Origin of the sequence: Mycobacterium bourgelatii, assembly GCF_010723575.1 — a bacterium.
Lineage (GTDB): Bacteria > Actinomycetota > Actinomycetes > Mycobacteriales > Mycobacteriaceae > Mycobacterium > Mycobacterium bourgelatii.
The window spans coordinates 668,336-693,094 of sequence record NZ_BLKZ01000002.1; the positions used below are offsets into that span (position 1 = coordinate 668,336).

Below are 24,759 nucleotides of genomic sequence, written 5' to 3' on the forward strand. Positions count from 1 at the left end.
TGACTTCTTGCGTGCTTTACGTGTGCTGTTTGGTGAGGGGGTTCACGTCTGTTCGACGTGATTGGGCGCTGCCCGTTCCGCGGCGATGAGCTCGTTGAGCCACTTGACCTCACGTTCGCTGGACTCGAGCCCAAGTTGGTGCAGCTGCCGGGTGTAGCGGTCCAGGGAGCTGCTGGCTCGCGCGATCGCTTCCCGGAGACCTTCACGGCGCTCTTCGACCTGACGACGCCGACCCTCCAAGATGCGCATCCGCGCTTCGGCCGGCGTGCGGTTGAAGAACGCCAGGTGTACCCCGAACCCGTCATCGGTGTAGTTGTGCGGGCCGGTGTCGGCCACCAACTCGCTGAAGCGCCGCCTGCCTTTGTCGGTCAGCTGGTAAACGCGACGGGCGCGGCGCACCGGCGTCCCGGCGGGTGCCGCGTTCTCGGCGATCAATCCCTCAGCCTGCATGCGGCGCAGGGCCGGATAAAGGGATCCGTAGGAGAAGGCGCGGAAGGCTCCGAGCAATCCGGTGAGCCGTTTGCGCAGCTCATAGCCGTGCATGGGGGACTCGATGAGAAGCCCGAGGATGGCGAGCTCAAGCATCGACTCACCTCCCTTTGCACGCTTGCTACTTGAACTAGTTAGGGCCGTTACGATGCGTCGACGCCTCGCGTCATCGTATCGCCTCGATATATTAGGGACAACACCACCGGCTGTTAATGCGCCGTTTGTCACACATTCGCCGGGGCTTACCAGCGGCTACTCGGCTGAAACGCGACTACGGGTAGTTGATTTGCTTGATGGTGCCGTCACCGGCGAATTCGACGTAGCCGCTGCCGTAATCGGTAGAGACGTAGGTGGTCAGCGACAGTGTGCCCGGCTTGGTCAAATCCCTGGCGGGCTCGATGATCAAATAGCTCGACTTGACGTCGGCTGGCTTGATGCCCAGCGTCTCCGGCGCCCCGCGCATGATTCCGACCACGGCCTTCACGTCGAACTTGCTCAGGTCGACCTCGGTGTATTCGGAGCTGCTCTTGGCCGAGCTGTTGGGATCGCCCCAGCCGCCTCGGTAGGTGTAGCTCAGATATCTGCGATCTTCATTGGGGTCGGGCCGATCCAGCGACGCGTAATCCGGATACACGACCAGCCGGTAGCCCATCGTGTCGCCGAACCGCTTGCGCATCTGTTCGAGGAGCCCGGTGAGCCCGCCCAGGGATTGCAACTGCTTGGGCGCGGTCACCACCACCGCCGCAATGCCGTCGCGCTTGGCGCCCGGGTCAGAGGTGAAGTCCAGCGGGGAAGTGGTGTTGCCGTAGAGGCCCCAGCCGATTCCCACGCCCAGCAGCACCGACACGGCGTACGAGGCGATCAGCAGGCCGCGCCCGGTGTGTTTCGGCCGCCGTGTACTGACCGGCGTCATGGTCGGCGTTGGCGTTGGTGGCCGCTGCTCGCGAGCGGCCTGCAGATCGGACACCAGGTCGTGCAGCTCGCCAAGCGTCACGGCCCTGGTGGCCGCGCTCACGCGTTCGCGATGCTCCTCCGTGGATATCTCGCCGTCGTTGAAGGCGTTGTCGAGAATTCGGCACGCATCTTCCCGGTCACGGTCCTTAGCGCGCGTTGACGTCGTCCCTGGCCATCTCGCCACGGGAAGATCGTAGGAGTCCGTTGTCCACAGTGCTCAACGAACACCCCCGAACTAGCGCAACAACGGCGTCGGCGCGTATCGGTGGTCAGGATCGCGACGTAGTCTGGTCAACGTGCGACTGCAGCGACAGGTAGTGGAGTACGCGCTTCGGCGGCGCTCTTTGCTGGCGGAGGTGTATTCGGGACGCACCGGGGTGACCGAGGTGTGTGACGCGAATCCGTATTTGCTGCGCGCAGCAAAGTTTCACGGGAAACCAAGCCAGGTGATGTGCCCAATCTGCCGGAAGGAGCAGCTCACCCTGGTGTCCTGGGTGTTCGGTGAGCACTTGGGCGCGGTATCCGGCTCGGCACGCACCGCCGAAGAGTTGGTCATGTTGGCGGCCCGCTTCTCGGAGTTCGCGGTGCACGTGGTGGAGGTGTGCCGCACCTGCAGTTGGAACCACCTGGTCAAGTCCTACGTGCTGGGCGCACCCCGTCCAGCGCAACCCCCTAAGAGGCCCACCGGGACCGGGCGGACCCGGGGAAGCCAAGCGGCGGGGGACGGAGCCCGCACAGCCAGTGAATAGCGAAGGGCGCCATCACCAGTCGCCCCCGGAGGGCGCTGGCGGAGAAGAGGGCACGCGTCCGCCGCCCGGAGTGCGTCGTCACGTTCCGCCCGACGACAGGCACACCACGATCCTCCCGGCGGTCCCGGATGACGCGGGGCCGGACGTCGACCAGATCGACGAGGTCAAGGCCGCGCTCAACAAGCCCGCGGACGTGTCGCCGGAACCCGACGCGCTCGCGGAGGTCAAGGCGGCCCTGGATGCGCCCGCCGGCCGGCGTCGGCCTCCGGATGCCCCGGACGGGGCCCGTCCATCGGGGCCCGCGCCCCGGCGGCCAGGTGGTCCGACGGCCAGAGCGAAGCCCACGTGGTCTCAACAGATCAACTGGCAGTGGGTGCGACGCTCGGCGTACATCATTGCGGCGCTGGCGATCTTGTTGCCCATCGTCACCTTCGGTATGGCCTATCTGATCGTCGACGTGCCCCGGCCCGGTGACATTCGCACCAATCAGGTCTCCACCATCCTGGCCAGTGACGGCTCGGAGATCGCCAGAATCGTTCCGCCCGAAGGCAATCGTGTCGACGTCAACCTCAGCCAGGTGCCGGTCCACGTGCGCCAGGCGGTGATCGCGGCCGAGGACCGCGGCTTCTACACCAATCCGGGCTTCTCGTTCAGCGGCTTCGCCCGGGCGGCGAAAAACAACCTGCTCGGCGGTGACCTGCAGGGCGGGTCGACGATCACCCAGCAATACGTCAAGAACGCGCTGGTCGGTTCCGCGCAGCACGGATTGCGCGGTGTGGTGCGCAAGGCCAAAGAACTGGTGATCGCCACCAAGATGGCGGGGGAGTGGTCCAAAGACGATGTGCTGCAGGCCTACCTGAACATCATCTACTTTGGCCGCGGCGCCTACGGAATCTCGGCGGCGGCCAAGGCCTATTTCGACAAGCCGGTCGAGCAGTTGACCGTCTCCGAAGGTGCGCTGTTGGCCGCGCTGATCCGGCGGCCCTCCACCCTGGACCCGGCGGTCGACCCCGAGGGCGCGCTCACCCGCTGGAATTGGGTGCTTGACGGCATGGTCGAGACCAAGGCGCTGTCCGAAAAGGACCGTGCGGCGCAGGTGTTTCCCAACACGGTTCCGCCTGAACTCGCCCGCGCCCAGAACCAGACCAGCGGACCCAACGGTCTGATCGAGCGGCAGGTGACCAAGGAACTGCTGGAACTGTTCAACATCGACGAGCAGACCCTGAATACGCAGGGGTTGCAGGTCACCACCACCATCGATCCGCAGGCGCAGCAAGCTGCGGAGAAGGCGGTCGCCAAATACCTCGACGGCCAAGACCCCGATATGCGCGCGGCGGTGGTTTCCATCGACCCGCGCAACGGAGGTGTGCGGGCGTATTACGGCGGATCCAACGCGCAGGGCTTCGATTTCGCCCAGGCTGGCCTGCAGACCGGGTCGTCGTTCAAGGTGTTCGCACTGGTGGCCGCCCTCGAGCAGGGGATCGGTTTGGGCTATCAGATCGACAGCTCCCCATTGACCGTCGACGGCATCAAGATCACCAACGTCGAGGGGGAGGGCTGCGGCACCTGCAACCTCGCCCAGGCGCTCAAGATGTCGCTGAACACGTCGTACTACCGGCTGATGCTCAAGCTGAAGGGCGGACCGCAGGCCGTGGCTGATGCCGCGCACCGAGCCGGTGTCGCGGAGAGCTTCCCGGGTGTCGCGCACACGCTCTCCGAGGACGGCCAGGGCGGACCGCCGAACAACGGGATCGTGTTGGGGCAGTACCAGACCCGAGTGATCGATATGGCGAGCGCGTACGCCACCTTGGCCGCCTCGGGTATCTACCATCAACCGCACTTTGTGCAGAAGGTGGTCAACTCCGAAGGGCAGGTCCTGTTCGATGCCTCCACCCGGGACGACTCCGGTGAGCAACGAATCCCCAAGGCGGTCGCCGACAACGTGACCGCCGCCATGGTGCCCATTCCGGGTTACTCACGAGGCCACAACCTCGCGGGCGGACGGCCGGCGGCAGCCAAGACAGGTACCACGCAGTTGGGTGACACCAGCGACAACAAGGACGCCTGGATGGTCGGTTACACGCCATCGTTGGCGACGGCCGTTTGGGTGGGCACGGTCAAAGGCGACAAACCGTTGGAAACGGCTTCGGGGGGCGCGGTTTACGGCTCTGGCCTGCCCTCGGACATCTGGAAGGCGACCATGGACGGCGCCCTGAAGGGCACCGACAACGAGAGCTTCCCCAAGCCCACCGAGATCGGCGGGTACGCCGGTGTGCCCGCCGCTCCGCCCCCGCCACCGCCGCCGCCGTCGGAAACCGTCATTCAGCCGACGGTGGAAGTGGCACCGGGAATCACGATTCCCGTCGGACCTCCCACCACGATCACCGTAGGGCCGCCACCGCCGGGACTGCCGCCAACAGAACCACAGACGGTGCCGCCGACGGTGCCGCCGGTAGTACCGCCGGGCGCGCCGCCGCCCTTCGAGCCTCCGCCGCCGCCGTGACCGGTGCCCGCAAACAACGTTCCATCATCTCGCCCCAACCGTTAGCCGCTGACCTGCGCAGCGCGGACAACCGCGACTGCCCCAGTCGGACGGACTTTCTCGGCGCCGCTTTGGCCGACGTCATCGGCGGGCCGGTGGGCCGGCACGCCCTGATTGGGCGGACTCGGGTGATGACGCCGCTGCGGGTGATGTTCCTCATCGCGTTGGTGTTCCTCGCGCTCGGGTGGTCGACGAAGGCGCCTTGCCTGCAAAGCTCCGACACCGGCCCGGCCGAACAGCGGGTGGCCAATTGGGCAAACCAGCGCGCCTACTACCAGTTGTGTTACTCCGACACGGTCCCGCTCTACGGCGCGGAACTGCTGAACAGGGGTGAGCTGCCGTACAAGTCGAGTTGGGTCGAGAAGGACAGCACCGGCACCCCGCAGGTCCGCTACGACGGCCAGATTGCGGTGCGCTACATGGAGTATCCGGTGCTGACCGGGATGTATCAGTACGTGTCGATGGCCCTGGCGAAGACCTACAGCGCGTTGACCAAGATCATCTCGATCCCGGTGGTGGCCGAGGTGGTGATGTTCTTCAATTTCGCCGCAATGGGATTGGCGCTGGCCTGGTTGGCCACCATCGCGGCGACCGCGCGCCTGGCCGGTCGCCGCATCTGGGACGCGGCGCTGGTCGCCGCCTCACCGCTGGTGATCTTTCAGATCTTCACCAACTTCGACGCGCTGGCAACGGCTTTCGCGATGGGCGGGCTGCTGGCGTGGGCGCGACGAAAGCCCGTGCTTGCGGGTGTGCTGATCGGACTGGGCGTCGCGGCCAAGCTCTACCCGCTGCTATTCCTGGGCCCGATGCTGGTCCTTGCGATCCGCAGCGGGCGCTACGCCGCCGTCGCGCGAACCGCCGCGGCGACGGTAGGGACCTGGCTGTTGGTGAATCTGCCGGTGCTGGTGTTCTTTCCGCGCGGCTGGTCAGAGTTCTTCCGGCTCAACGCCCGTCGCGGCGACGACATGGATTCGCTGTTCAACGTCGTGAAGTCCTACACCGGCTGGCGCGGCTTCGACCCGTCGCTAGGTTTCTGGGAGCCGCCGACGGTACTGAACACCGTCGTTGCGGTGTTGTTCCTGACGTCGTGTGCGGCCATCGCTTACGTCGCGTTGACCGCTCCGCAGCGGCCCCGGCTGGCGCAGCTGACGTTCTTGGTGGTCGCCGCGTTCCTGCTGACCAATAAGGTGTGGAGTCCCCAGTTTTCACTGTGGTTGGTGCCCCTGGCGGTCCTCGCGCTGCCGCATCGGCGAATCTTGCTGGCGTGGATGACGATTGACGCGTTGGTGTGGGTGCCGCGGATGTATTACCTGTACGGCAACCAGAGTCGGTCGCTACCTGAACAGTGGTTCACCACCACGGTGCTGCTGCGTGACATCGCGGTGATGGCGCTCTGTGCGTTGGTCGTTCGGCAGATCTACCGGCCCAGCGAGGATCTCGTGCGTTGGATGGGACGCATCGACGACCCCAGCGGGGGAGTGTTCGACCGTGCGCCCGACGCGCAGCCCGGTTGGCTGCCGGGCTGGCTGCGTCCGAGGCCCCAGCGCCGTCCGGTTGCGGTTGCGGTTGCCGCGGAGCCAGAGCTGGTCGCCAAGGAGGCATGATGCAAGTCGCGATCCCGCTGTTTCCTCGGTTCACGGCGCTGGACGCGATAGGCCCATACGAAGTCCTGCAGCGCATTCCGTCGGTGGACGTGGTGTTCGTCGGGCACCAGCGCGGTGAACTCCGCACCGAAAACGGCATGCTCGGCGTCACGTGCGACGCGACCTTCGCCGAAGTTGCGGCACCGGAGGTGGTGGTGGTGCCCGGCGGCATCGGCACTCGGGTCCTGCTCGACGACGAGGTTCTGCTCGGCTGGCTCCGGTCGGTGCACCCGAACACGAGGTTCACCACGTCGGTGTGCACCGGTGCGCTGCTGCTGGCCGCCGCCGGCCTGCTCGACGGACTCACCGCCACGACGCACTGGGGCTCCGCGGACCGCCTCAACGCGTTGGGGGCGCGTTATGTGCCAGACCGCGTCGTCGAGCACCTGCCGCAGCGGATCATCACCGCCGCCGGGGTGTCCAGCGGCATCGACATGGCTTTGCGGCTCGTCGAGCTGTTGGTCGATCGCGAGGCGGCCCAGGCCGCCCAGCTGCTCATCGAGTACGACCCACAACCCCCGTTCGACTCGGGGGCACTCGAGAAGGCCGACGAGGCGACCAAGGCTCGGGTCGCGAAGTTTCTGCAATCGCGCAAATAAGCTGATTTCTGCACTGCACGCACCATCCGGTAACCTGGTGCGGTTGCCGACGCAGGCGACCCTCCTGCCACGGAATCCGCCGTGGCCGCTGAGACCAGAGGAGGTGATGAGGTTCTAATGCGTCCATACGAAATCATGGTCATTCTCGACCCCACGCTTGACGAACGCACTGTCGCCCCGTCCCTGGAGACGTTCCTTAACGTCGTCCGGAAAGACGGTGGAACGGTCGAAAAGGTCGACATTTGGGGCAGGCGGCGGTTGGCGTACGAGATCGCCAAGCACGCCGAAGGCATTTACGTGGTCATCGACCTGAAGGCCGAGCCGGCGACGGTGTCCGAACTCGACCGGCAGCTGAGCCTGAACGAGTCGGTGTTGCGCACCAAGGTGATGCGGACGGATAAGCACTAGCGGTCGCGCTGTCAGCGCGGCTGCGTACAGTCGCTCATGACTATCCCAACAGGCGAGGTCAGGCCGAACAAGGAGGGCAATTATGGCTGGTGACACGACCATCACCGTCGTCGGAAACCTGACCGCTGATCCCGAATTGCGGTTCACGCCGTCGGGTGCTGCCGTCGCCAACTTCACCGTGGCCTCCACGCCGCGGATCTACGACCGCCAGAGCGGTGAGTGGAAGGACGGCGAGGCACTCTTCTTGCGCTGCAACATCTGGCGCGAGGCGGCGGAGAATGTGGCCGAAAGCCTGACCAGGGGAGCCCGGGTGATTGTCACCGGCCGGCTCAAGCAGCGTTCCTTCGAGACCCGCGAGGGCGAAAAGCGCACCGTCGTCGAGGTCGAGGTCGACGAGATCGGACCTTCGCTTCGGTACGCCACCGCCAAGGTCAACAAGGCCAGCCGCAGCGGCGGCGGGGGCGGCTACGGAGGAGGCGGCGGTTCGCGCCAGGCACCGGCGCAGCCAAGCGGCGGATCGGGTGAGGACCCGTGGGGCAGCGCCCCGGCGTCCGGTTCCTTCGGCGGGGCCGACGACGAACCGCCCTTCTGACCCAACAGAACTTCAGACCAGTAAAGAACGGAAAGAAAGACACAAATGGCCAAGTCCAGCAAGCGGCGCCCGGCTCCGGAGAAGCCGGTCAAGGCGCGCAAATGCGTCTTCTGCGCGAAGAAGGACCAAGCAATCGACTACAAGGACACCGCGTTGCTGCGGACCTACATCAGCGAGCGCGGCAAGATCCGGGCGCGTCGGGTTACCGGCAACTGCGTGCAGCATCAGCGTGACATCGCCATCGCGGTGAAGAATGCCCGCGAGGTCGCGCTCCTGCCGTTCACCTCTGCGACGCGGTAATTGCCGGGCCGCCCAAAGAAAGTACGTAAACGATGAAGCTGATTTTGACGTCCGACGTCGACCACCTGGGTTCGGTCGGCGACACGGTTGAGGTCAAGGACGGGTACGGCCGTAACTTCCTGTTGCCGCGCGGGCTGGCGATCGTGGCCTCGCGTGGTGCCCAGAAGCAGGCTGACGCCATCCGCCGGGCCCGCGAAACCAAGGCCGTGCGCGACCGTGAGCACGCCAACGAAATCAAGACGGCGCTCGAGGCCCTCGGGCCCGTGCAACTGCCGGTGAAGACCGCGGGAGACTCCGGCAAGCTCTTCGGCTCGGTCACCGCCGCCGACGTTGTCGGCGCCATCAAGAAGGCCGGCGGGCCCAACCTCGACAAGCGGATCCTGCGGCTGCCCAAGGCGCACATCAAGTCCATCGGCACGCATACCGTAGTCGCGCAGCTGCACTCCGAAATCGACGTCGAGGTTTCTGTCGACGTCGTCGCCGAGAGCTAACTCCGCACTTACCGAACACCCGGTGGTTGCCCAATAGGCACCACCGGGTTTTTGGGCTGCCGCGTAACTGCCGCGAGGCCGGCTGCGATCGGGGCTAGCGAACCTCTTGCTGGCGAACTATTTTGCGCACTCTTTCGCACACCGTCCTTTACCGATGCGTAACGCAAGCAAAATCTGGTCGAAAACCAACACGCCCGACTCGGTAACCTGCGGCGACACGCCGAAGAGATTCTTGTCCACACCAAACACCTGGCGTTATATGGCGACTAGCAGGGGTGATGTCGCAACGTTGCGCACTAATCCACAAGTTCTCCACACCCGCCTTAACACGGCTGTCGATGGATATGCACACACGATGCACAGCTTCATGAACAAGACCCCCTTGGACTACCCGCCAGCAACGTTTAACGTTCTCGCGGCGCAAGTGGCGCGTGAATGGACGGGTGGGGGTTGTCGGATCCGTGGCTTATGCTCTGGACTATCGAACGTATGTTCGTAAGCTGATAGCAGGGCTCTTGGCAGAGGAGGTGGCAACCGATGGCGCTCGTTGACGATCTTTCTCACCCCGGCATGGACAACCCGCCGCCCAGTGAGGAGTTCGGCCGTCAACCCCCGCAGGACATTGCCGCGGAGCAGTCGGTCCTCGGCGGGATGCTGCTGAGCAAGGACGCCATCGCCGACGTCCTGGAACGGCTGCGGCCCGGCGACTTCTACCGCCCAGCACATCAGAGCGTCTACGACGCAATCCTGGATCTGTACGGGCGCGGGGAGCCGGCCGACGCGGTCACGGTGGCCGCCGAGCTGGATCGGCGTGGCATGCTGCGGCGCATCGGCGGAGCCCCCTATTTACACACCCTGATTTCAACGGTGCCGACCGCGGCCAACGCGGGCTACTACGCGGGCATCGTCGCCGAGAAGGCGCTGCTGCGGCGGCTGGTGGAAGCCGGCACGCGGGTAGTGCAGTACGGGTATGCGGGCGCCGAGGGCGCGGACGTGGCCGAAGTGGTCGACCGTGCGCAGGCCGAAATCTACGATGTGGCGGACCGCCGGCTGTCCGAAGACTTTGTGCCGCTTGAAGATCTGCTGCAACCGACGATGGACGAGATCGACGCGATCGCGTCCAACGGCGGGATTGCACGTGGCGTGCCGACCGGCTTCACCGAACTTGACGAGTTGACCAACGGGTTGCACCCCGGCCAGATGATCATCGTCGCCGCCCGCCCCGGCGTGGGGAAGGCGCTGGCGCTGGACACGCCGCTACCCACCCCGACCGGTTGGACAACCATGGGTGACGTCGCGGTGGGTGACGAGTTGCTGGACGCCGCCGGCCAGCCAACGCGAGTGGTGGCCGCCACCGAGGTCATGCTGGGCCACCCGTGCTACGAGATCCGATTCTCCGACGGCACAACGATCGTCGCTGACGCCGAGCACCAATGGCCGACGTGCGACGGAGTTCGCACCTCGGCCCGGTTGCGTGGCGGCTTGGACGCCATCGCGCCGGCCGGCTCGCACGAAAGCCGCGGACAGACCGCCGTCCTGACCCCGGTGCTGCAGATCGAGTCGGTGCGACGAGTGCCGAGTGTCGCCGTGCGCTGCGTGCAGGTGGACAACCCCGAGCGCCTGTATCTCGCCGGCCGGGGGATGGTGCCGACCCACAATTCCACTCTCGGATTGGACTTCCTGCGGTCGTGCTCGATCAAGCACCGGATGGCCAGCGTCATCTTCTCGCTGGAAATGAGCAAGTCCGAGATCGTGATGCGGTTGTTGTCGGCCGAGGCGAAAATCAAGCTGGCCGATATGCGTTCGGGACGGATGACCGACGACGACTGGACCCGGCTCGCACGACGCATGAGTGAAATCAGCGAGGCGCCACTGTATATCGACGACTCGCCGAATCTGACCATGATGGAGATTCGAGCCAAGGCGCGTCGGCTTCGGCAGAAGTCCAACCTGAAACTCGTAGTCGTCGACTACCTGCAACTGATGACCTCGGGCAAAAAGCACGAGTCGCGACAGGTGGAAGTCTCCGAATTCTCGCGGCACCTCAAGTTGCTGGCAAAGGAACTTGAGGTTCCGGTGGTGGCGATCAGTCAGCTGAACCGTGGTCCTGAACAGCGGACTGATAAGAAGCCGATGCTGTCGGATCTTCGCGAATCGGGTTGCCTGACCGCGGCGACGCGAATCCTGCGGGCGGACACCGGCGCCGAAGTCACCTTCGGTGAACTGATGCGGACCGGGGAACGACCGCTGGTGTGGTCCCTGGACGAGAAGCTGCGGATGGTCGCGCGACCGATGACCAACGTGTTCCCCAGCGGGCGCAAGGAGGTTTTCCGGGTGCGCCTGGCCTCGGGGCGTGAAGTCGAAGCCACCGGCAACCACCCGTTCATGAAGCTCGAGGGTTGGACTCCGTTGGAGGAGTTGAAGATCGGCGACCGCGTCGCGGCACCGCGGCGGGTACCCGAGCCGGTGGACACGAAGGAGATGCACGACTCCGAGGTCATACTGCTCGCCCACATGATCGGTGACGGGTCATGCGTGAAGCGTCAACCCATTCGGTATGCATCGGTGGACGAGGCCAACCTGCTGGCTGTGACCGCTGCGGCGGCGCACTTCGGTGTTACCGCAATTCGGGACGAGTACCCGGCGGCGCGCGTGACCACGCTGCGGTTGCCGGCGCCGTACCGGTTGACGCACGGGAAGCGGAACCCGATCGCCGAGTGGCTCGACGGAATGGGACTGTTCGGCAAGCGCAGTTACGAAAAGTTTGTTCCGGAAGCGGTTTTCCGTGCTCCCAATGACCAGGTGGCGCTGTTCCTGAAACATTTGTGGGCTACCGACGGTTCGGTGCGGTGGGACGCGAAGCTCGGCCAAGGGCGGATCTATTACGGGTCGACCAGTCGACGGCTGATCGACGACGTGGCGCATCTGCTACTTCGCGTGGGTATCTACGCGAGGATCAAGCTCGCGCGAAAATCCGGCTACCGTGACGCATGGCATCTGCATATCTACGGTGCGGAGAATCAGGTGAGGTTCCTTCGCCACGTTGGCATGCATGGTGTCAAAGCGATAGCGGCTCAAGAGGTTTTGTCTCACCTCGAGATGGTGGTTCGCAACCCAAATCTCGACACCGTGCCGCAAGAAGTTTGGGCGCAAGTCCGGAAAGTCCTGTCCGACAAGAAGATGACCCACCGACAGTTTGCCGCCGCGATGAGCAGTCAGTTCTGCGGATCAGCCATGTGGAAACACGCGCCCAGTCGATCCAGGCTGCACCGTGCGGCCTCGGTCCTAGAAGATCGCGACATCCACGCATTGGCAACTAGCGATGTCTATTGGGACGCGATCGTCGAGATCACCAGCATCGGGGAACACGACGTTTACGACGGGACCGTCGACGGCACCCACAATTTCGTCGCAAACTTAGTTAGCCTACATAACTCGCTAGAACAAGATGCGGACATGGTCATTCTTTTGAATAGGCCCGACGCATTTGATCGCGACGATCCGCGTGGGGGAGAAGCGGATTTCATTCTGGCCAAACACCGTAACGGCCCGACCAAGACGGTGACCGTCGCGCACCAACTGCATTTGTCGCGGTTTACCAATATGGCGAGGTGAGTTCGCCACCGTGTGGGTTCTCATTCCCAGTGTCATATTCTCATCCGTGATGACATGTGGATGTCATATATAACTGAGCGGTGAGATTCGACTTTCATTGCTGCGGCGTGTCGAATGCCTTGAGTGGCTGCGTGGGTGGAAGATCATGGTGATTCGCTGAGTGCTTGGAGCCGTGATTGGGCTGCTTCGGTGGCTGTAGGTTCTCAACCTGCGTGTCATATTCCCGGCGGAGTTGTCATGTGGTTGTCATATGTCGCACGAACTTGTCACGGCGGACGCCGATGGGAACAAGACATACTGCTACTCCTCCGGTCCCTGCGAGTGGCGTTGTGTCGCAAGAACGTCGTGCCACACCGAGACACGCCCTTCCGCGCCCCGCGCGTCAAATGGCTGGATAGTAATCGCGGCGCTACCGTCCCCACGCCCTGTATGAGACTTGCGCGGCGATAGCATGTGCGAATGGGCTACGAGTATGAAGATCTGGACGACAGCCAGTTCGAGAGACTCGTGGTTCAGGTAATGCGGAAGTTGTTCGGCGCCGGGGTTCAGGACTTCGCAGCGGGCCGCGACGGTGGACGCGACGCCCTATTCAACGGGACCGCCGAGCGTTTCCCCAGCTCCACGAAACCGTGGACGGGAAAGACAGTCGGCCAGGCGAAGCACACAAATGCCCTAAATGCTCACTACAGCGATCCCGACTTCAGTGGCTCGGCGGAGAGTTCCGTCCTCACAAAGGAGCTCGTACGGATCAAGAACCTCGTCCAAGCCGGAGACCTGGATAATTATATCCTCTTCAGCAACCGTCGGCTCGGGGCCATCACAGCATCAGAACTTACGAAGCGGATCGCGACCGAGGTCGGAATCGCCGAGGAGCGTGTCTTTCTCGCCGGTCTTGAGTATTTGGATCAAATGCTTCACGAGCATCGCGACCTGATCACGCTAGCGCGAATCATCCCAGCCGATGGGCCGCTGATCGCATCCAGCCAGGATTGCGCCGAGGTGATCCTCGCTATCTCCGCGGTGCTCTCGACACCGCCACCTGTTGGCACTCAGGTGCCTGTCGAGCGGGTGTCGTATGCGGAGAAAAACCGACTCAACCAGATGACCTTGGAGTTCGCGGAGGCGCTTTCCAAGCGCTATTTGATCGAGACTCGCCAAATTGAATCCTTCCTAGCTGATCCTGGGAACAATGAAATTAGAATGCTCTATGAGTCTGCGGTGGACGACTTTCAGTTAAAGATTATCGCCATAGACAGAAGTATCAGTCTTTCGATCACGTGTATAACTACCTGGTTGACCTGTTGTTTAAGCGCGATGGGGTTCTCGCTCGCCATAAGCGGTTGACTCGGGCACTTGTCTTTTACATGTATTGGCACTGTGACATCGGAGATACGCCCGATGCTGCGGCCCAGTAAGCACTCACACCCAGATCAAACCACGTTGGCGGCCGCAACCGTGCTTTTACGGGAACTCCGCCGTAACCGCGCCGTCAAGTTTGACGATCTCAAAAAGGCCATCGATAAGCGGGCAATTGGCGCGGATTATTTGTTCGCCCCTGCCGTGAGCCTTCTCTACCTCTTGGGCCTCGTCGAGTATCGACCGACTGCAGACGTATTCGAGTACACGGGGCAGTGATGAAGTTACGACGCCTGTATTCGAATCAGCCGAATGTATTCTCTGCAATCGCGTTCAACCCCGGCCTCTCCACAGTACTGGCCGAGATCCGTGTTCCGGAAAACCAAATGCTCGATACCCATAACTTAGGGAAGACCACCGTAGGGGAACTAATCGACTTTTGTCTTCTTAAGGGGAAGTCAAATTCATTTTTCCTGTTCAAGCATTTTGATAGGTTTGCTCTGTTCACGTTCTATCTGGAAGTTGAGCTCGGAGACGGAAAATTCCTCACAATAGCCCGGCCGGTCGATCCCGGCTCGAAGGTAGATTTTCTCCGCTCCGATGCTCCGATCGACGACGCGTCCGTCCTCAAAATGTCTCACTGGGATCATGTGGGCCTTCCCTTCGGGCGAGCCAAGACTCTTTTGAACGGAATACTCGATTTTGAACGCCTTCAACCATGGCCGTACCGCAAAGTCGTTGGTTACCTCATTCGAGCCCAAAAGGACTACCTTGACGTATTCCAGTTGGGCAAGTTCTCCGGTAAGCACCAGGACTGGAAGCCTTTCGTGGCGCACCTGCTCGGGCTGACGGCCCAGCCAGTCATCGAGCTTTACGAGAAGCGCGAGGAACTGACTGCCGCCGAGGTCAGGTTGAGTGAGCTGACGCGGGAGTGGGGCGGCGACGAAGTCGACGTCTCTCTGATCGACGGACTTATAGCGGTCAAGCGACGCGAAGTCGATGCGAAATCAGCTGCACTGGAGAGCTTCCAGTTCGGCGAGGAAGACCGCCGCCGGGCGACTGCGGTTGTCGAACACGTTGAGAGTCAGATCGCCTCCCTTAACGAAGAGTTTTACAGACTCACCCAGCTGATCTCCAGAATCGAGGAGTCCCTTGGGGAGCAACAGATCCTATTTCGGCCTGCCGAGGCGGAACGCCTGTTCGCAGAAGCCGGTATTGTCCTGGGAGACCAAATCAAACGCGACTACGAACAACTCATCGCATTCAATCACGCAATCACGGCAGAACGCCGCGCGGCTCTCTTAGAGCAGCAACAGCAAGCGGCGACCCGTGTCGAGGAAATGACCTCGCAACTCGACGAACTCAACCAATCACGCACAGAGTCACTCGAGTTTCTCCGCGAGTCTGACTCACTGGCGAAATTTCGGGAGCTTTCACGAGAGGTTGCCCGTGACCAAGCGGAGCTGGCCACGCTCGACGCGCGCCGAAGCGCAGCCACCAGGCTGATGGAACTGAGGCGGGATAAGCGAACATTATCAGAGGAGTATGGCCAGCTAATGACTGCTGTAGAGGCCGACATCGAGGCCGTGAGCAAGGACGAGTCAAGTCGGTTCGCTGAACTTCGCCGCTTCTTCACCGAGATCGTCCACGAGGTACTAGGCCAAGACGCCATTCTGGCAGTCCGCATGAACACGGCAGGCGGACTGGACTTCACCGCAGAATTCATCGGCAATTCTGGAATTGCAACAAGCGGTGACCACGGGACCTCATATAAGAAACTTCTCTGCATTGCTTTCGACCTGGCATTGCTTCGTTCGAACCTCGATGTTGCCTTTCCTAGATTCGTGTATCACGACGGCGCTTTAGAGCAACTTGAACCCCGAAAACGCGAGAAATTGATCGGAGTGTTCCGGAGCTACGCGCAACTCGGTATTCAGCCGATCATCTCTGTGCTTAACACAGATCTGCCAGCTCCCCTCGGCGAGTCGCCAGGCACTCTAGAAAAGGGCGAAATCGTTGCACTTCTCCATGACGAGGGCGATGATGGTCGCCTGTTCAAGATGCCTGCGTGGTAACGAAGCGGTCCTTCGAGATTTGCCTGCGCGGCAGGCTAACGGTCGGGCACGGACATCGGTGCTTATTGGGCGTTTCCGCGCGTGGCTAGTCCTCTAGATGGAAAGCGATGACTGTCACGCTAATACGGTAACTGGCTGAAAATCCCCGTGGGGCGATAGCTCTGTCGATTGACCGTGCGTCGGGCTGAAACCGGCTCTTCGCAGATGAGGGTGTAGGGGTTGTCGGCGCGTCGTTGCCGGGATAGGGGTCGAGGTCTCTCGAAGATGGAGGTTCTCACGCCACCCATCCGAAAGACCTCGACGTGCCCAACGCTACCGGTGGGGCGGGCTTCGCCTGCGCTGACCTCACGACTTTCTGCCGCCTCGATGAGCTCGGGTTGGAGGTGACCGGCCAGCACCTCGCTGATGATCGCGCGGTGCTGGCGTGCAGGCTCGTCGAAGAGGATCGGTGGTGCCGGCGCTGCGGCGAGGAAGGCAGTCCGCGTGACAGCATCACCCGTCGGCTTGCCCACGAGCCGTTCGGGTGGCGGCCGACCACGCTGCTGGTGACGGTCCGCCGCTACCGGTGCGCCGGATGCGCTCATGTGTGGCGCCAAGACACCAGCAAGGCCGCCGAACCACGCGCCAAGCTGTCCCGGCGAGCGCTGCGGTGGGCACTGGAAGCCCTTGTCTGCCAGCACCTGACGGTGGCCCGGCTCGCCGAAGCCCTGGCGGTGTCGTGGAACACCGCCAACAACGCCGTGCTCGCCGAAGGCCAGCGGGTGCTGATCGCCGACCCGACCCGCTTCGACGGCGTGGCGGTGATCGGCGTCGATGAGCATGTCTGGCGCCACACCCGCCGCGGCGACAAGTACGTCACCGTCATCATCGACCTCACCCCAGTACGGGATGGGACTGGTCCGGCCCGGCTGCTCGATATGATCGAGGGCGCTCCAAGAAGTCGTTCGCCGACTGGCTGGCCCAGCGGCCACAGGACTGGCGTGATGGCGTGGACGTCGTTGCCATGGATGGCTTCTCCGGGTTCAAGACCGCCACCGCTGAAGAGCTACCTGAGGCAGCCACGGTGATGGATCCCTTCCATGTGGTGCGCCTGGCCGGTAACGCCCTCGACGAATGCCGGCGTCGCGTGCAGTTGGACACCTGTGGGCACCGCGGCCGCAAGACCGACCCGCTGTATGCCTGCCGACGCACCCTGCACACCGGTGCCGATCTGCTCACCGACCGCCAGAAAGCCCGACTGGCGGCGTTGTTCGCCGTCGACACCCACGCCGAGGTCGAAGCCACCTGGCAGATGTATCAGCGCACCGTAGCCGCCTACCGAGAGCCCGATCGTAAGAAAGGCCGCACCATGATGGCAGCGCTGATCACCACGCTGAGCACCGGCGTTCCCAGGCCTCTGCAGGAACTGATCACCCTCGGGCGCACCCTGACCAAGCGCGCCGCCGACGTGCTGGCCTACTTCGACCGGCCCGGCACCAGCAACGGCCCAACCGAAGCCATCAACGGTCGCCTCGAACACCTGCGCGGCTCCGCCCTGGGCTTTCGCAACCTGTCCCACTACATCGCCCGATCCCTGCTCGAGACCGGCGGATTCAGACCCCAGCTCCTTGGACCTCGGCAGTGAAGAGTCCTCAACGCGTATTCAACACGGCCAGAGCGTCATTGGTCTCGGCCACCGAGAAACGATCGGGGTGCCAGTCTCGGGGCAGCCAGTCCCGCATCTCCTGCGCACCCAGCCCCATCGGCGTTGCCCGCGGGTCGTACCCGCCACGAACCCACGCAGCCAATTCCTCATAGCCGCCCAGCCCACCACAATCCTCCGGCGGGCAGGCCATCCTGCCCGTCAGGCACACAGGAGCCGAAGGTGGATCATCGAGAACGTCTTCGACCACCAGCACGTGCTCCCATCCATCGCCGAAGTCGTAGTCATAGAACAACCGCTCACCCTTATCGGAGACCACCTGATCGAGCCGCACGCTGTCCTCGACGACACCGTCGTCGCCTTCGCTGAGATCAAACCCAGTGACGAAGTAGGCACGCCTACGCCGGTCCCCCCCCCGACACCGAACTTATGCAGATGACCGTCCTGCCAACCCATCGCCGCCTGCAGCACGACATGCAGCTCATCGAGCATGAGATCGCCCGGCAGGACCAGACGACGCCAAATCGGCGGCTTGGCGTACATCAGGTCCACCCGGACCCGGAAACCCCGCACACGCTCCGGCACAGCCCGCACCTCGGGCGTTGGCTCATCGAACACTCCCGCGAACACATCCCGGCCAGCACCGGCAATCAGCTTCTGCAGCATCGACAGGTCCACAATGCCCCCCGGCACCCCGCTCTTCCTCTTAAGCTTCCGCTTCTTCTCCGGCACGCCCCCAGTCAACCAGACACCCCAATCACCGGCCGAAAACAGTTGACCGTCCTACACCCTCAACTGCGAAGAGCCCTGAAACCAGGGAAATGACACGAACGTGAGACCTGACTTCGGACACTATCGGTCGAATTTTGGATTTCTAGTTCGCTGACCTGCGCTTTCGCTCGCTTAGTGCCCCGTTTGGGGCACTAAGGCGGTAGTTTCGGGCGGTGGCGTACGTGCGGAAAGTACGCACGGCCTCGGGCGCGGTGGCTGTGCAGGTGGTTCGCAAACATCGAGGTCAGCGCACGATCTTGGCGCACGTGGGGTCGGCACATACCGATGCCCAGCTCGGGATCCTGCTGGAACAGGCCCGTCGGATCGCCGCACAGGACCAAGGCGTGTTGGACATCGAGGCGCCCGCACGGACCCAGTCCATCGACGCCATCGCCGACTGGCGAACCGGCACCTTGCCGGTGTCGCCGGGTGCGGCCAAAGGTGCGCCGGCGCCGGCAGGGCGTACCGCGGCGACGCATTCGCGTCTGCTCTACGACGTCCTCGGCGCGGTCTATGACTGGCTGGGGTTCGACATTGTGGCCGATGCGGTGTTCCGGGATTTGGTGATTGCGCGCATCGTCGAGCCCACGAGCAAGGCCGATGCCGCCCGCGTGCTGGCCGATCTGGGCGCAGACCCTGTGTCCTACAGGACTATTCAACGTCACCTCGCCAAGATCAACACCGCCAACTACCGGGACAAGATCGCTGCCAAGTGCTTTACCCATGCCGCGGATCGGGGTGGGTTGAGCTTGCTGCTCTATGACGTCACCACGTTGTATTTCGAGGCTGAGAACGAAGATGACCTGCGCAAGGTGGGGTACTCCAAAGAGCGTCGCATCGACCCTCAAATCGTGGTCGGCCTGCTGGTCGACCGTAGCGGATTCCCCTTGGAGGTGGGCTGTTTCGAAGGCAACACCGCTGAGACCACCACGCTGGTGCCGATCATCAACGGCTTGGTGGCCCGCCATGATCTCGGTGATACGCCGATGGTGATCGCCGCCGATGCGGGCATGCTCTCCGCATCGAACCTGACTGCCTTGGATGAGGCCGGGTTGGGGTTCATCGTCGGATCGCGGATGACGAAAGCCCCCGGCGATCTCGAATCACATTTCCACTGGCATGGCGATGTTTTCACAGACGGGCAGATCATCGACACCGTCACTGCACGGCACGCCAACAGCACCGTCAACGATATGGCGCAGCGGGCCGAGCCGGTCTGGAATCCCGACGATCACACCAACGCATGGCGGGCGATCTGGGCGTACTCAGCCAAACGGGCACGCCGCGACCAGAAAACGCTCTACGCCCAGGAAGCCCGCGCGCGGGCGGTGGTCAACGGCGACCGCGCCGCCAAATCCACCCGGTTCGTCAAAACCCGGGCCGGGAACCGCGTCCTGGACGAGGCGTCCTTGGCGCGCGCACAATCGCTGGTCGGTCTCAAGGGCTACGTCACCAACGTGCCTGCCACCGTCATGCCCGCCGACGAAGTCATCGCCCACTACCACGAACTCTGGCGAGTCGAACGCTCATTTCGCATGTCCAAAAGCGACCTTCGCGCCCGACCGATGTTCCACCGCACCCGCGACGCCATCGAAGCCCACCTGACCATCGTCGTCACCGCCCTGGCCGTAGCCCACAACATTCAAGAACGCACCGGCCTCGCCATTGCCAAAGTCGTCAAGCAACTACGGCCACTGCGCTCAGCCACCATCGCCATCAACGGCACCACCGAAACCTTCCCCCCAGCAGTCCCCGAACCCCAACGACAAATCCTGACCAGCCTCAACATCCCCGAACCGGGGCACTAAGCAAAATGTCCTAACTCAGGCGGCAGGCTAACGGTCGGGCACGGACATCGGTGCTTATTGGGCGTTTCCGCGCGTGGCTAGTCCTCTAGATGGAAAGCGATGACTGTCACGCTAATACGGTAACTGGCTGAAAATCCCCGTGGGGCGATAGCTCTGTCGATTGACCGTGCGTCGGGCTGAAACCAGGGAAATGACACGAACGTGAGACGGCAATCTGATGACATGACGTGAGACGGCCTGTGTAACCGCAGGTCTGAACGGTGGGATATGACACGCAGCCCGAGAACCTACACGCCAGCTGTAGGTTCCGTTTTTCGTTGGCAAAGTTCCGCTGCTGATGCGGCGATCCTCGGGCGGGCGCGACTAGGACTGACCCAAACTCGGCCGGTGTTCAGCCGCCTCGGCCTCAGCAGCAAGCAGTGCACCCAGCTCGCCCTCCTGCTGGGCAACGAACACTCCGATCACCTGCCGGCACACCTCCGGCACGCTCACCCCACGCATATCAGCAATACGTTTCAGCCCGACCAGCATTGACGTGGACACGTGGAACTGCACAGCGAACTGACCGCACGAACCATCCTCAGGCGGCAACCCTGGACCCACCACCACAGGTTCATCTACCCCGTATTCGCCCACCTCAGCACGTCGAGCCCGTTCAACAACCCCACCACTAGCGCAGCCTTCGCCGTCGGCCGGGTGCCGGAACTCCTCATGACTGAACAAACCCATCCGGCCACGATAGACCTCGCAGAATTTTCAGGCCGTTAACTAAGGGACGCCGTTTGAGGCAGATCTAGGCAGCAAAGGCGCTGGGAGTGGCAGACGTCGCCGGTCGGCTCAGTCCGGCTGGAAGGGGCTTTTGACCCAGCCCGCGACGACGGCGAGGCGGCTGGGCCGGTGCACGGCGAGGAAGCCGAAAGGGCGGTCGAAGTCGACGCTGGCGTAGGTGACGTCGTAGCGCGCTTCGGGTGGTGCACTGCCCGCTACCGCGAGGAAGGCGGTGACGGCGGCGGCTTCGAATCCCTCGGCGAAGAATCGGGCCAGCACCTCTTGGGCGCCGGCGGAAATGGCGAGCTGGATCGGGCTCAGCCGCGGCAGGTGCGATGTTGTGGTGTCGGTCAGAAGGCCAAGCCCATCCGTCTGCGCGTGTCTGTCCAGGTGTCGCCGCCCTGCGCAGTCAACCGATTAGAACGGCCTAACGTCGTCGGCGGCGGTTGTGTACAACAAGGTAGGCGCTACTACCCGTCATCATCGCGCCGGCAAACATCAGGATTAGCGGCGCGATGTCCGAGTAGCTTCGCCATTGCAGCCATCCGAGAACGAGCAATACGAGCCCGCATCCGAGTTGGACCCGCAGAACTACTTGTCTGTACTGCTCTGCGCCACAATGTAAGTCGGCCTCTGCGTCGCGTGCGTCGCGTGCGTCGAGTTGCGCTGCGACCCGCTGCATGACCGCCAGAAACGGTCCAGCGCACACCGTCAGCGCTAACACGAATGCCAATAGGGTCATCTCAAGGCTGCCCGGGAACCGGAATTTGCGCGTATCCAGGGTCGGCGACGGCGAGCCGGTACCCGGATATCAGCAGATTAATAGCCGCCGCAGCCGTCACGGGAGCGCCCTCCGGAAGAATCGGAAGAGCAATGATCAGAACTTGTGGATGAGCCTCGGCGAGGCGGCGTAGGAAAGGGCGCACCTTCCCGAGGATGATCTGAAAGTCCAGTAGCTCTGATCAAGACCGGCGTTGGCGCGCTGGTTGGGAAGGTACGCCCATGCTCACGGTAGTTCACGATGCCGATGAGGCCAACGGCAGCGAGGCCGGCCGGCGCTCGTTGTTGGATGAGATCGTCCGCGATGGTGCTCGGCAGATGCTGGCGGCGGCGTTGCGGGCCGAGGTTGCCGCCTACATCGACGCCCATGTCGGTGAGGTTGATGAGAACGGGCGCCGACTGGTGGTGCGCAATGGCTATCACCACGAGCGCGAGGTGCTGACCGCGGCGGGCGCGGTGACTGTAACTGCGCCGCGGGTCAATGACAAGCGTATTGACGTTGATTCGGGTCAGCGGCAACGGTTTTCCTCGGCGATCCTGCCGGCGTGGGCGCGGAAGTCACCGCAGATGAGCGAGGTGTTGCCGTTGCTGTACCTGCATGGGCTGTCCAGCGGTGATTTCGTTCCGGCGTTGGAGCAGTTCCTGGGCTCAGGTGCCGGTTTGTCGGCCACCACGATCACCCGGCTTACCGGTCAGTGGCAGGACGAAGCCAAGGCTTTCGGGCAACGCGATTTGTCGGGGACTGACTACGTCTACCTGTGGGTCGATGGCATCCACCTCAAGGTTCGCCTGGAGCAGGAGAAGCTCTGCTTGCTGGTGATGTTGGGCGTGCGCGCTGACGGCCGCAAGGAACTCGTCGCTTTGGCCGATGGGTACCGGGAGTCCACTGAGTCGTGGGCTGATCTGCTGCGCGATTGCCGTCGCCGCGGGATGACCGCCCAGTGTTGGCCGTCGGTGATGGGGCACTGGGCTTCTGGAAGGCGGTGCGCGAGGTGTTTCCGGCTACCAGAGAACAGCGATGCTGGTTTCACAAGCAATCGAATGTTCTTGCCGCACTGCCGAAGTCGGCGCACCCGGGCGCGTTGGCTGCAATCAAAGACATCTACAACGCCGAGGATATCGATAAGGCTCAGGTCGCGATCAAGGCCTTCGAGGTCGGCTACGGTGCCAAGTACCCCAAAGCGGTCGCCAAGATCGTCGACGACGCCGATGTACTCCTGGAGTTCTACAAGTACCCCGCCGAGCACTGGATCCACCTGCGCACTACTAACCCGTAGTTCCCCCCGCTGAGTGGGTTCTGAATCCCCGATGTTGTTCGTGAGCAGGTGTTTGGCGTTCATGCGGGCGTACTAATGTAGTCATGTATTATCATGGCATTGCTCGGCGTGTTAACTTGGCATATCGTAGATATAGCGCGGATAAGTTGATATAAAGTAATCATGTACGTGACTCGGGTTCCCAACCGTGGGTCACCGCCAGCGGTGCTGTTGCGGGAGTCCTACCGCGACAACGGCAAAGTCAAAACACGCACCCTGGCCAACTTGTCACACTGGCCCGAGCGCAAGGTGGAAAAGCTACAGCGTGCCCTCAAAGGCCTGCCGGCCACGCGGGATCTGGCCGAGTCGTTTGAGGTCTCCCGCAGCCTGCCCCATGGGCACGTGGCCGCAGTGCTGGGCACCGCCCGGACCCTGGGCGTCGAAGATCTCATCGACGCGACACCATCGCGGCGGCGCGACCTGGTCACCGCGATGCTGGTAGCCCAGGTCATCGCCCCGGAATCCAAGCTGGCCACCGCACGCGGTTTGCGCACCCAGACCGCCACCAGCTCACTGGGCGAGGTGCTGGGGGTCAGTGGGGCCGATGAGGACGACCTGTACGCGGCGATGGACTGGGCGCTGGCCCGCAAAGATGCCATCGAAACCGCGCTGGCCGCCCGGCATCTGAACGATGGCACCCTAGTGCTCTACGACGTGTCCTCGGCGGCCTTTGAGGGCCGCACCTGCCCCCTGGGCAAGATCGGACACGCCCGTGACGGGGTCAAAGGACGTTTGCAGATCGTCTACGGGCTGCTGGCCACCACCGCCGGGATACCGGTTGCCATCGAAGTGTTCGACGGCAACACCGCTGACCGAAAACGTTGACCGCCCAAATCAATAAGCTGAAAAACCGGTTCGGACTGTCGCGGGTGGCCCTTGTCGGCGATCGCGGCATGATCACCAGCGCGCGCATCACCGAGGAACTACGCCCTGCCGGTCTGGACTGGATCACCGCGCTGCGCGCCCGCAGATCAAGGCCCTTGTGCAAGCCGACGCCCTGCAGCTGAGCTTGTTCGACGAACACGACCTCGCTGAGATCAACTCCCCGGACTATCCCGGCGAACGCCTGGTCTGCTGCCACAACCCGCTCTAGCTCAAAAGCGCACCCAAAACGCCAAGACCTGTTGGCCGCCACCGAAAACAACTCACCGCCATTACCGACGCCACCACCCGAACCCGCCGACCCTTGCGCGGCAAAGACGATATCGCGCTACGGGTAGGCAAGGTGATCAACCACTACAAGATGGCCAAACACTTCCACATCACCATCACCGACAACTCATTCACCTTCACCCGCAACGAAGACGCCATCGCCGCCGAAGCCGCCCTCGACGGCATCTACGTGCTGCGTACCAACCTGCCCAAATCCGCCCTGGGCCGTGACGATGTGGTGTTGCGCTACAAGGGACTCGAAGACGTCGAACGCTTCTTCCGGACCCTCAACAGTGAACTTGACGTGCGACCCATCCGCCACCACCTCGCCGACCGGGTCCGCGCCCACATGTTCCTACGCATGCTGTCCTACTACATCAGCTGGCACATGAAACAAGCCCTGGCCCCCCCTGCTGTTTCGCGACCACGACAAACCCGCAGCCGCCGCCAAACGCACCAACCCCGTTGCCCCCGCTCAACGTTCCGATGCCGCCCTAGCCAAAGCCTCCCGCAAACGCACCACCGACGACACCCCGGTGCACAGCTTCACCAGCCTGCTCGCCGACCTAGCCACCATCTGCGCCAGCCACATCCAGCCCGCCGACGACATGCCCACGTTCACCAAATTCACCACCCCCACCGCACTACAACACCACGCCTTCGAACTACTCGGCCTCACCCACCGCCTGGGCTACAAGTAGTCATGCAG

17 protein-coding genes and 5 pseudogenes are annotated in these 24,759 nt (G+C 63.0%); 16 read left to right on the forward strand and 6 right to left on the reverse strand.

Going from position 1 to position 24,759, the window contains the following annotated elements:
* Positions 1–42 precede the first annotated feature (42 nt).
* Together G6N68_RS28035 and G6N68_RS28040 are read right to left on the reverse strand one after the other, a co-directional pair.
* Positions 43–585 (reverse strand): PadR family transcriptional regulator, encoded by a 543-nt coding sequence (locus tag G6N68_RS28035; protein WP_163719407.1) that lies wholly within the window; start codon positions 583–585, stop codon positions 43–45.
* A gap of 175 nt (positions 586–760) precedes the next feature.
* The gene (locus tag G6N68_RS28040; protein WP_163719408.1) at positions 761–1,627 is read right to left on the reverse strand and encodes a DUF1707 SHOCT-like domain-containing protein; all 867 of its coding nucleotides are present in this window, start codon (positions 1,625–1,627) and stop codon (positions 761–763) included.
* A gap of 112 nt (positions 1,628–1,739) precedes the next feature.
* Here G6N68_RS28040 and G6N68_RS28045 point away from each other — a divergent pair, with 112 nt between their 5' ends.
* The 13 genes and pseudogenes from G6N68_RS28045 (at position 1,740) to G6N68_RS28100 (ending at position 17,437) form a co-directional block, all read left to right on the forward strand.
* Positions 1,740–2,192, forward strand: a complete 453-nt coding sequence (locus G6N68_RS28045) for a DUF5318 family protein (RefSeq protein ID WP_163719409.1) — start codon at positions 1,740–1,742, stop codon at positions 2,190–2,192.
* A complete protein-coding gene (locus tag G6N68_RS28050) occupies positions 2,185–4,695 on the forward strand; it encodes a transglycosylase domain-containing protein (protein WP_163719410.1) in 2,511 nt (836 codons plus the stop codon). Before G6N68_RS28045 ends, G6N68_RS28050 begins: the two co-directional genes overlap by 8 nt.
* Complete coding sequence (locus G6N68_RS28055) at positions 4,692–6,338, forward strand: glycosyltransferase family 87 protein (RefSeq protein WP_163719411.1); 1,647 nt, start codon at positions 4,692–4,694, stop codon at positions 6,336–6,338. Before G6N68_RS28050 ends, G6N68_RS28055 begins: the two co-directional genes overlap by 4 nt.
* A complete protein-coding gene (locus G6N68_RS28060; protein ID WP_205351541.1) occupies positions 6,335–6,976 on the forward strand; it encodes a DJ-1/PfpI family protein in 642 nt (213 codons plus the stop codon). The genes G6N68_RS28055 and G6N68_RS28060 overlap by 4 nt, the downstream gene beginning before the upstream one ends.
* Before the next feature lie 117 nt (positions 6,977–7,093).
* Positions 7,094–7,384, forward strand: a complete 291-nt coding sequence (rpsF, locus tag G6N68_RS28065; RefSeq protein WP_069420700.1) for a 30S ribosomal protein S6 — start codon at positions 7,094–7,096, stop codon at positions 7,382–7,384.
* An 82-nt stretch (positions 7,385–7,466) separates the two neighbouring features.
* The gene (locus G6N68_RS28070) at positions 7,467–7,976 is read left to right on the forward strand and encodes a single-stranded DNA-binding protein (protein ID WP_163719413.1); all 510 of its coding nucleotides are present in this window, start codon (positions 7,467–7,469) and stop codon (positions 7,974–7,976) included.
* A gap of 45 nt (positions 7,977–8,021) precedes the next feature.
* Positions 8,022–8,276 carry a 30S ribosomal protein S18 gene (gene rpsR / locus G6N68_RS28075; RefSeq protein ID WP_069420702.1) on the forward strand — a complete coding sequence of 85 codons (255 nt, stop codon included), beginning with the start codon at positions 8,022–8,024 and terminating at the stop codon, positions 8,274–8,276.
* 32 nt (positions 8,277–8,308) lie between these two features.
* On the forward strand, positions 8,309–8,767 hold the full coding sequence (gene rplI, locus G6N68_RS28080) for a 50S ribosomal protein L9 (RefSeq protein ID WP_163719414.1): 459 nt from the start codon (positions 8,309–8,311) through the stop codon (positions 8,765–8,767).
* 537 nt (positions 8,768–9,304) lie between these two features.
* The gene (locus G6N68_RS28085) at positions 9,305–12,382 is read left to right on the forward strand and encodes a replicative DNA helicase (protein WP_163719415.1); all 3,078 of its coding nucleotides are present in this window, start codon (positions 9,305–9,307) and stop codon (positions 12,380–12,382) included.
* A 909-nt stretch (positions 12,383–13,291) separates the two neighbouring features.
* Positions 13,292–13,797 (forward strand): annotated as a pseudogene (locus tag G6N68_RS32275) (ABC-three component system protein).
* The gene (locus G6N68_RS32280) at positions 13,781–14,017 is read left to right on the forward strand and encodes an ABC-three component system middle component 8 (RefSeq protein ID WP_371871745.1); all 237 of its coding nucleotides are present in this window, start codon (positions 13,781–13,783) and stop codon (positions 14,015–14,017) included. The pseudogene G6N68_RS32275 and the gene G6N68_RS32280 overlap by 17 nt, the downstream one beginning before the upstream one ends.
* Positions 14,017–15,813, forward strand: a complete 1,797-nt coding sequence (locus G6N68_RS28095; RefSeq protein WP_163719416.1) for a DUF2326 domain-containing protein — start codon at positions 14,017–14,019, stop codon at positions 15,811–15,813. The genes G6N68_RS32280 and G6N68_RS28095 overlap by 1 nt, the downstream gene beginning before the upstream one ends.
* Positions 15,814–16,115: 302 nt before the next feature.
* A pseudogene (locus G6N68_RS28100) lies at positions 16,116–17,437 on the forward strand (ISL3 family transposase).
* A gap of 7 nt (positions 17,438–17,444) precedes the next feature.
* Here the strand turns inward: G6N68_RS28100 and G6N68_RS31710 are convergent.
* The gene (locus tag G6N68_RS31710; protein WP_275900028.1) at positions 17,445–17,789 is read right to left on the reverse strand and encodes a plasmid pRiA4b ORF-3 family protein; all 345 of its coding nucleotides are present in this window, start codon (positions 17,787–17,789) and stop codon (positions 17,445–17,447) included.
* A gap of 137 nt (positions 17,790–17,926) precedes the next feature.
* Positions 17,927–18,121, reverse strand: a pseudogene (locus tag G6N68_RS31925) (IS1096 element passenger TnpR family protein); the annotation flags it as partial.
* 278 nt (positions 18,122–18,399) lie between these two features.
* On the opposite strand from G6N68_RS31925, the gene G6N68_RS28110 reads away from it, so the two are divergent.
* Positions 18,400–20,034, forward strand: coding sequence for an IS1634 family transposase (locus G6N68_RS28110; RefSeq protein WP_163719417.1), 1,635 nt, complete (start codon positions 18,400–18,402; stop codon positions 20,032–20,034).
* 363 nt (positions 20,035–20,397) lie between these two features.
* Here G6N68_RS28110 and G6N68_RS28115 read toward each other — a convergent pair whose 3' ends face one another.
* Both G6N68_RS28115 and G6N68_RS28120 read right to left on the reverse strand, forming a co-directional pair.
* A complete protein-coding gene (locus tag G6N68_RS28115; RefSeq protein WP_163719418.1) occupies positions 20,398–20,763 on the reverse strand; it encodes a hypothetical protein in 366 nt (121 codons plus the stop codon).
* 108 nt (positions 20,764–20,871) lie between these two features.
* Positions 20,872–21,081, reverse strand: coding sequence for a hypothetical protein (locus tag G6N68_RS28120; RefSeq protein ID WP_163719419.1), 210 nt, complete (start codon positions 21,079–21,081; stop codon positions 20,872–20,874).
* A 723-nt stretch (positions 21,082–21,804) separates the two neighbouring features.
* On the opposite strand from G6N68_RS28120, the pseudogene G6N68_RS28125 reads away from it, so the two are divergent.
* Both G6N68_RS28125 and G6N68_RS28130 read left to right on the forward strand, forming a co-directional pair.
* Positions 21,805–22,856 (forward strand): annotated as a pseudogene (locus G6N68_RS28125) (IS256 family transposase); the annotation flags it as partial.
* Between the two features lie 165 nt (positions 22,857–23,021).
* Positions 23,022–24,751: pseudogene (locus G6N68_RS28130) on the forward strand (IS1634 family transposase).
* The last annotated feature ends 8 nt before the right edge of the window (positions 24,752–24,759 follow it).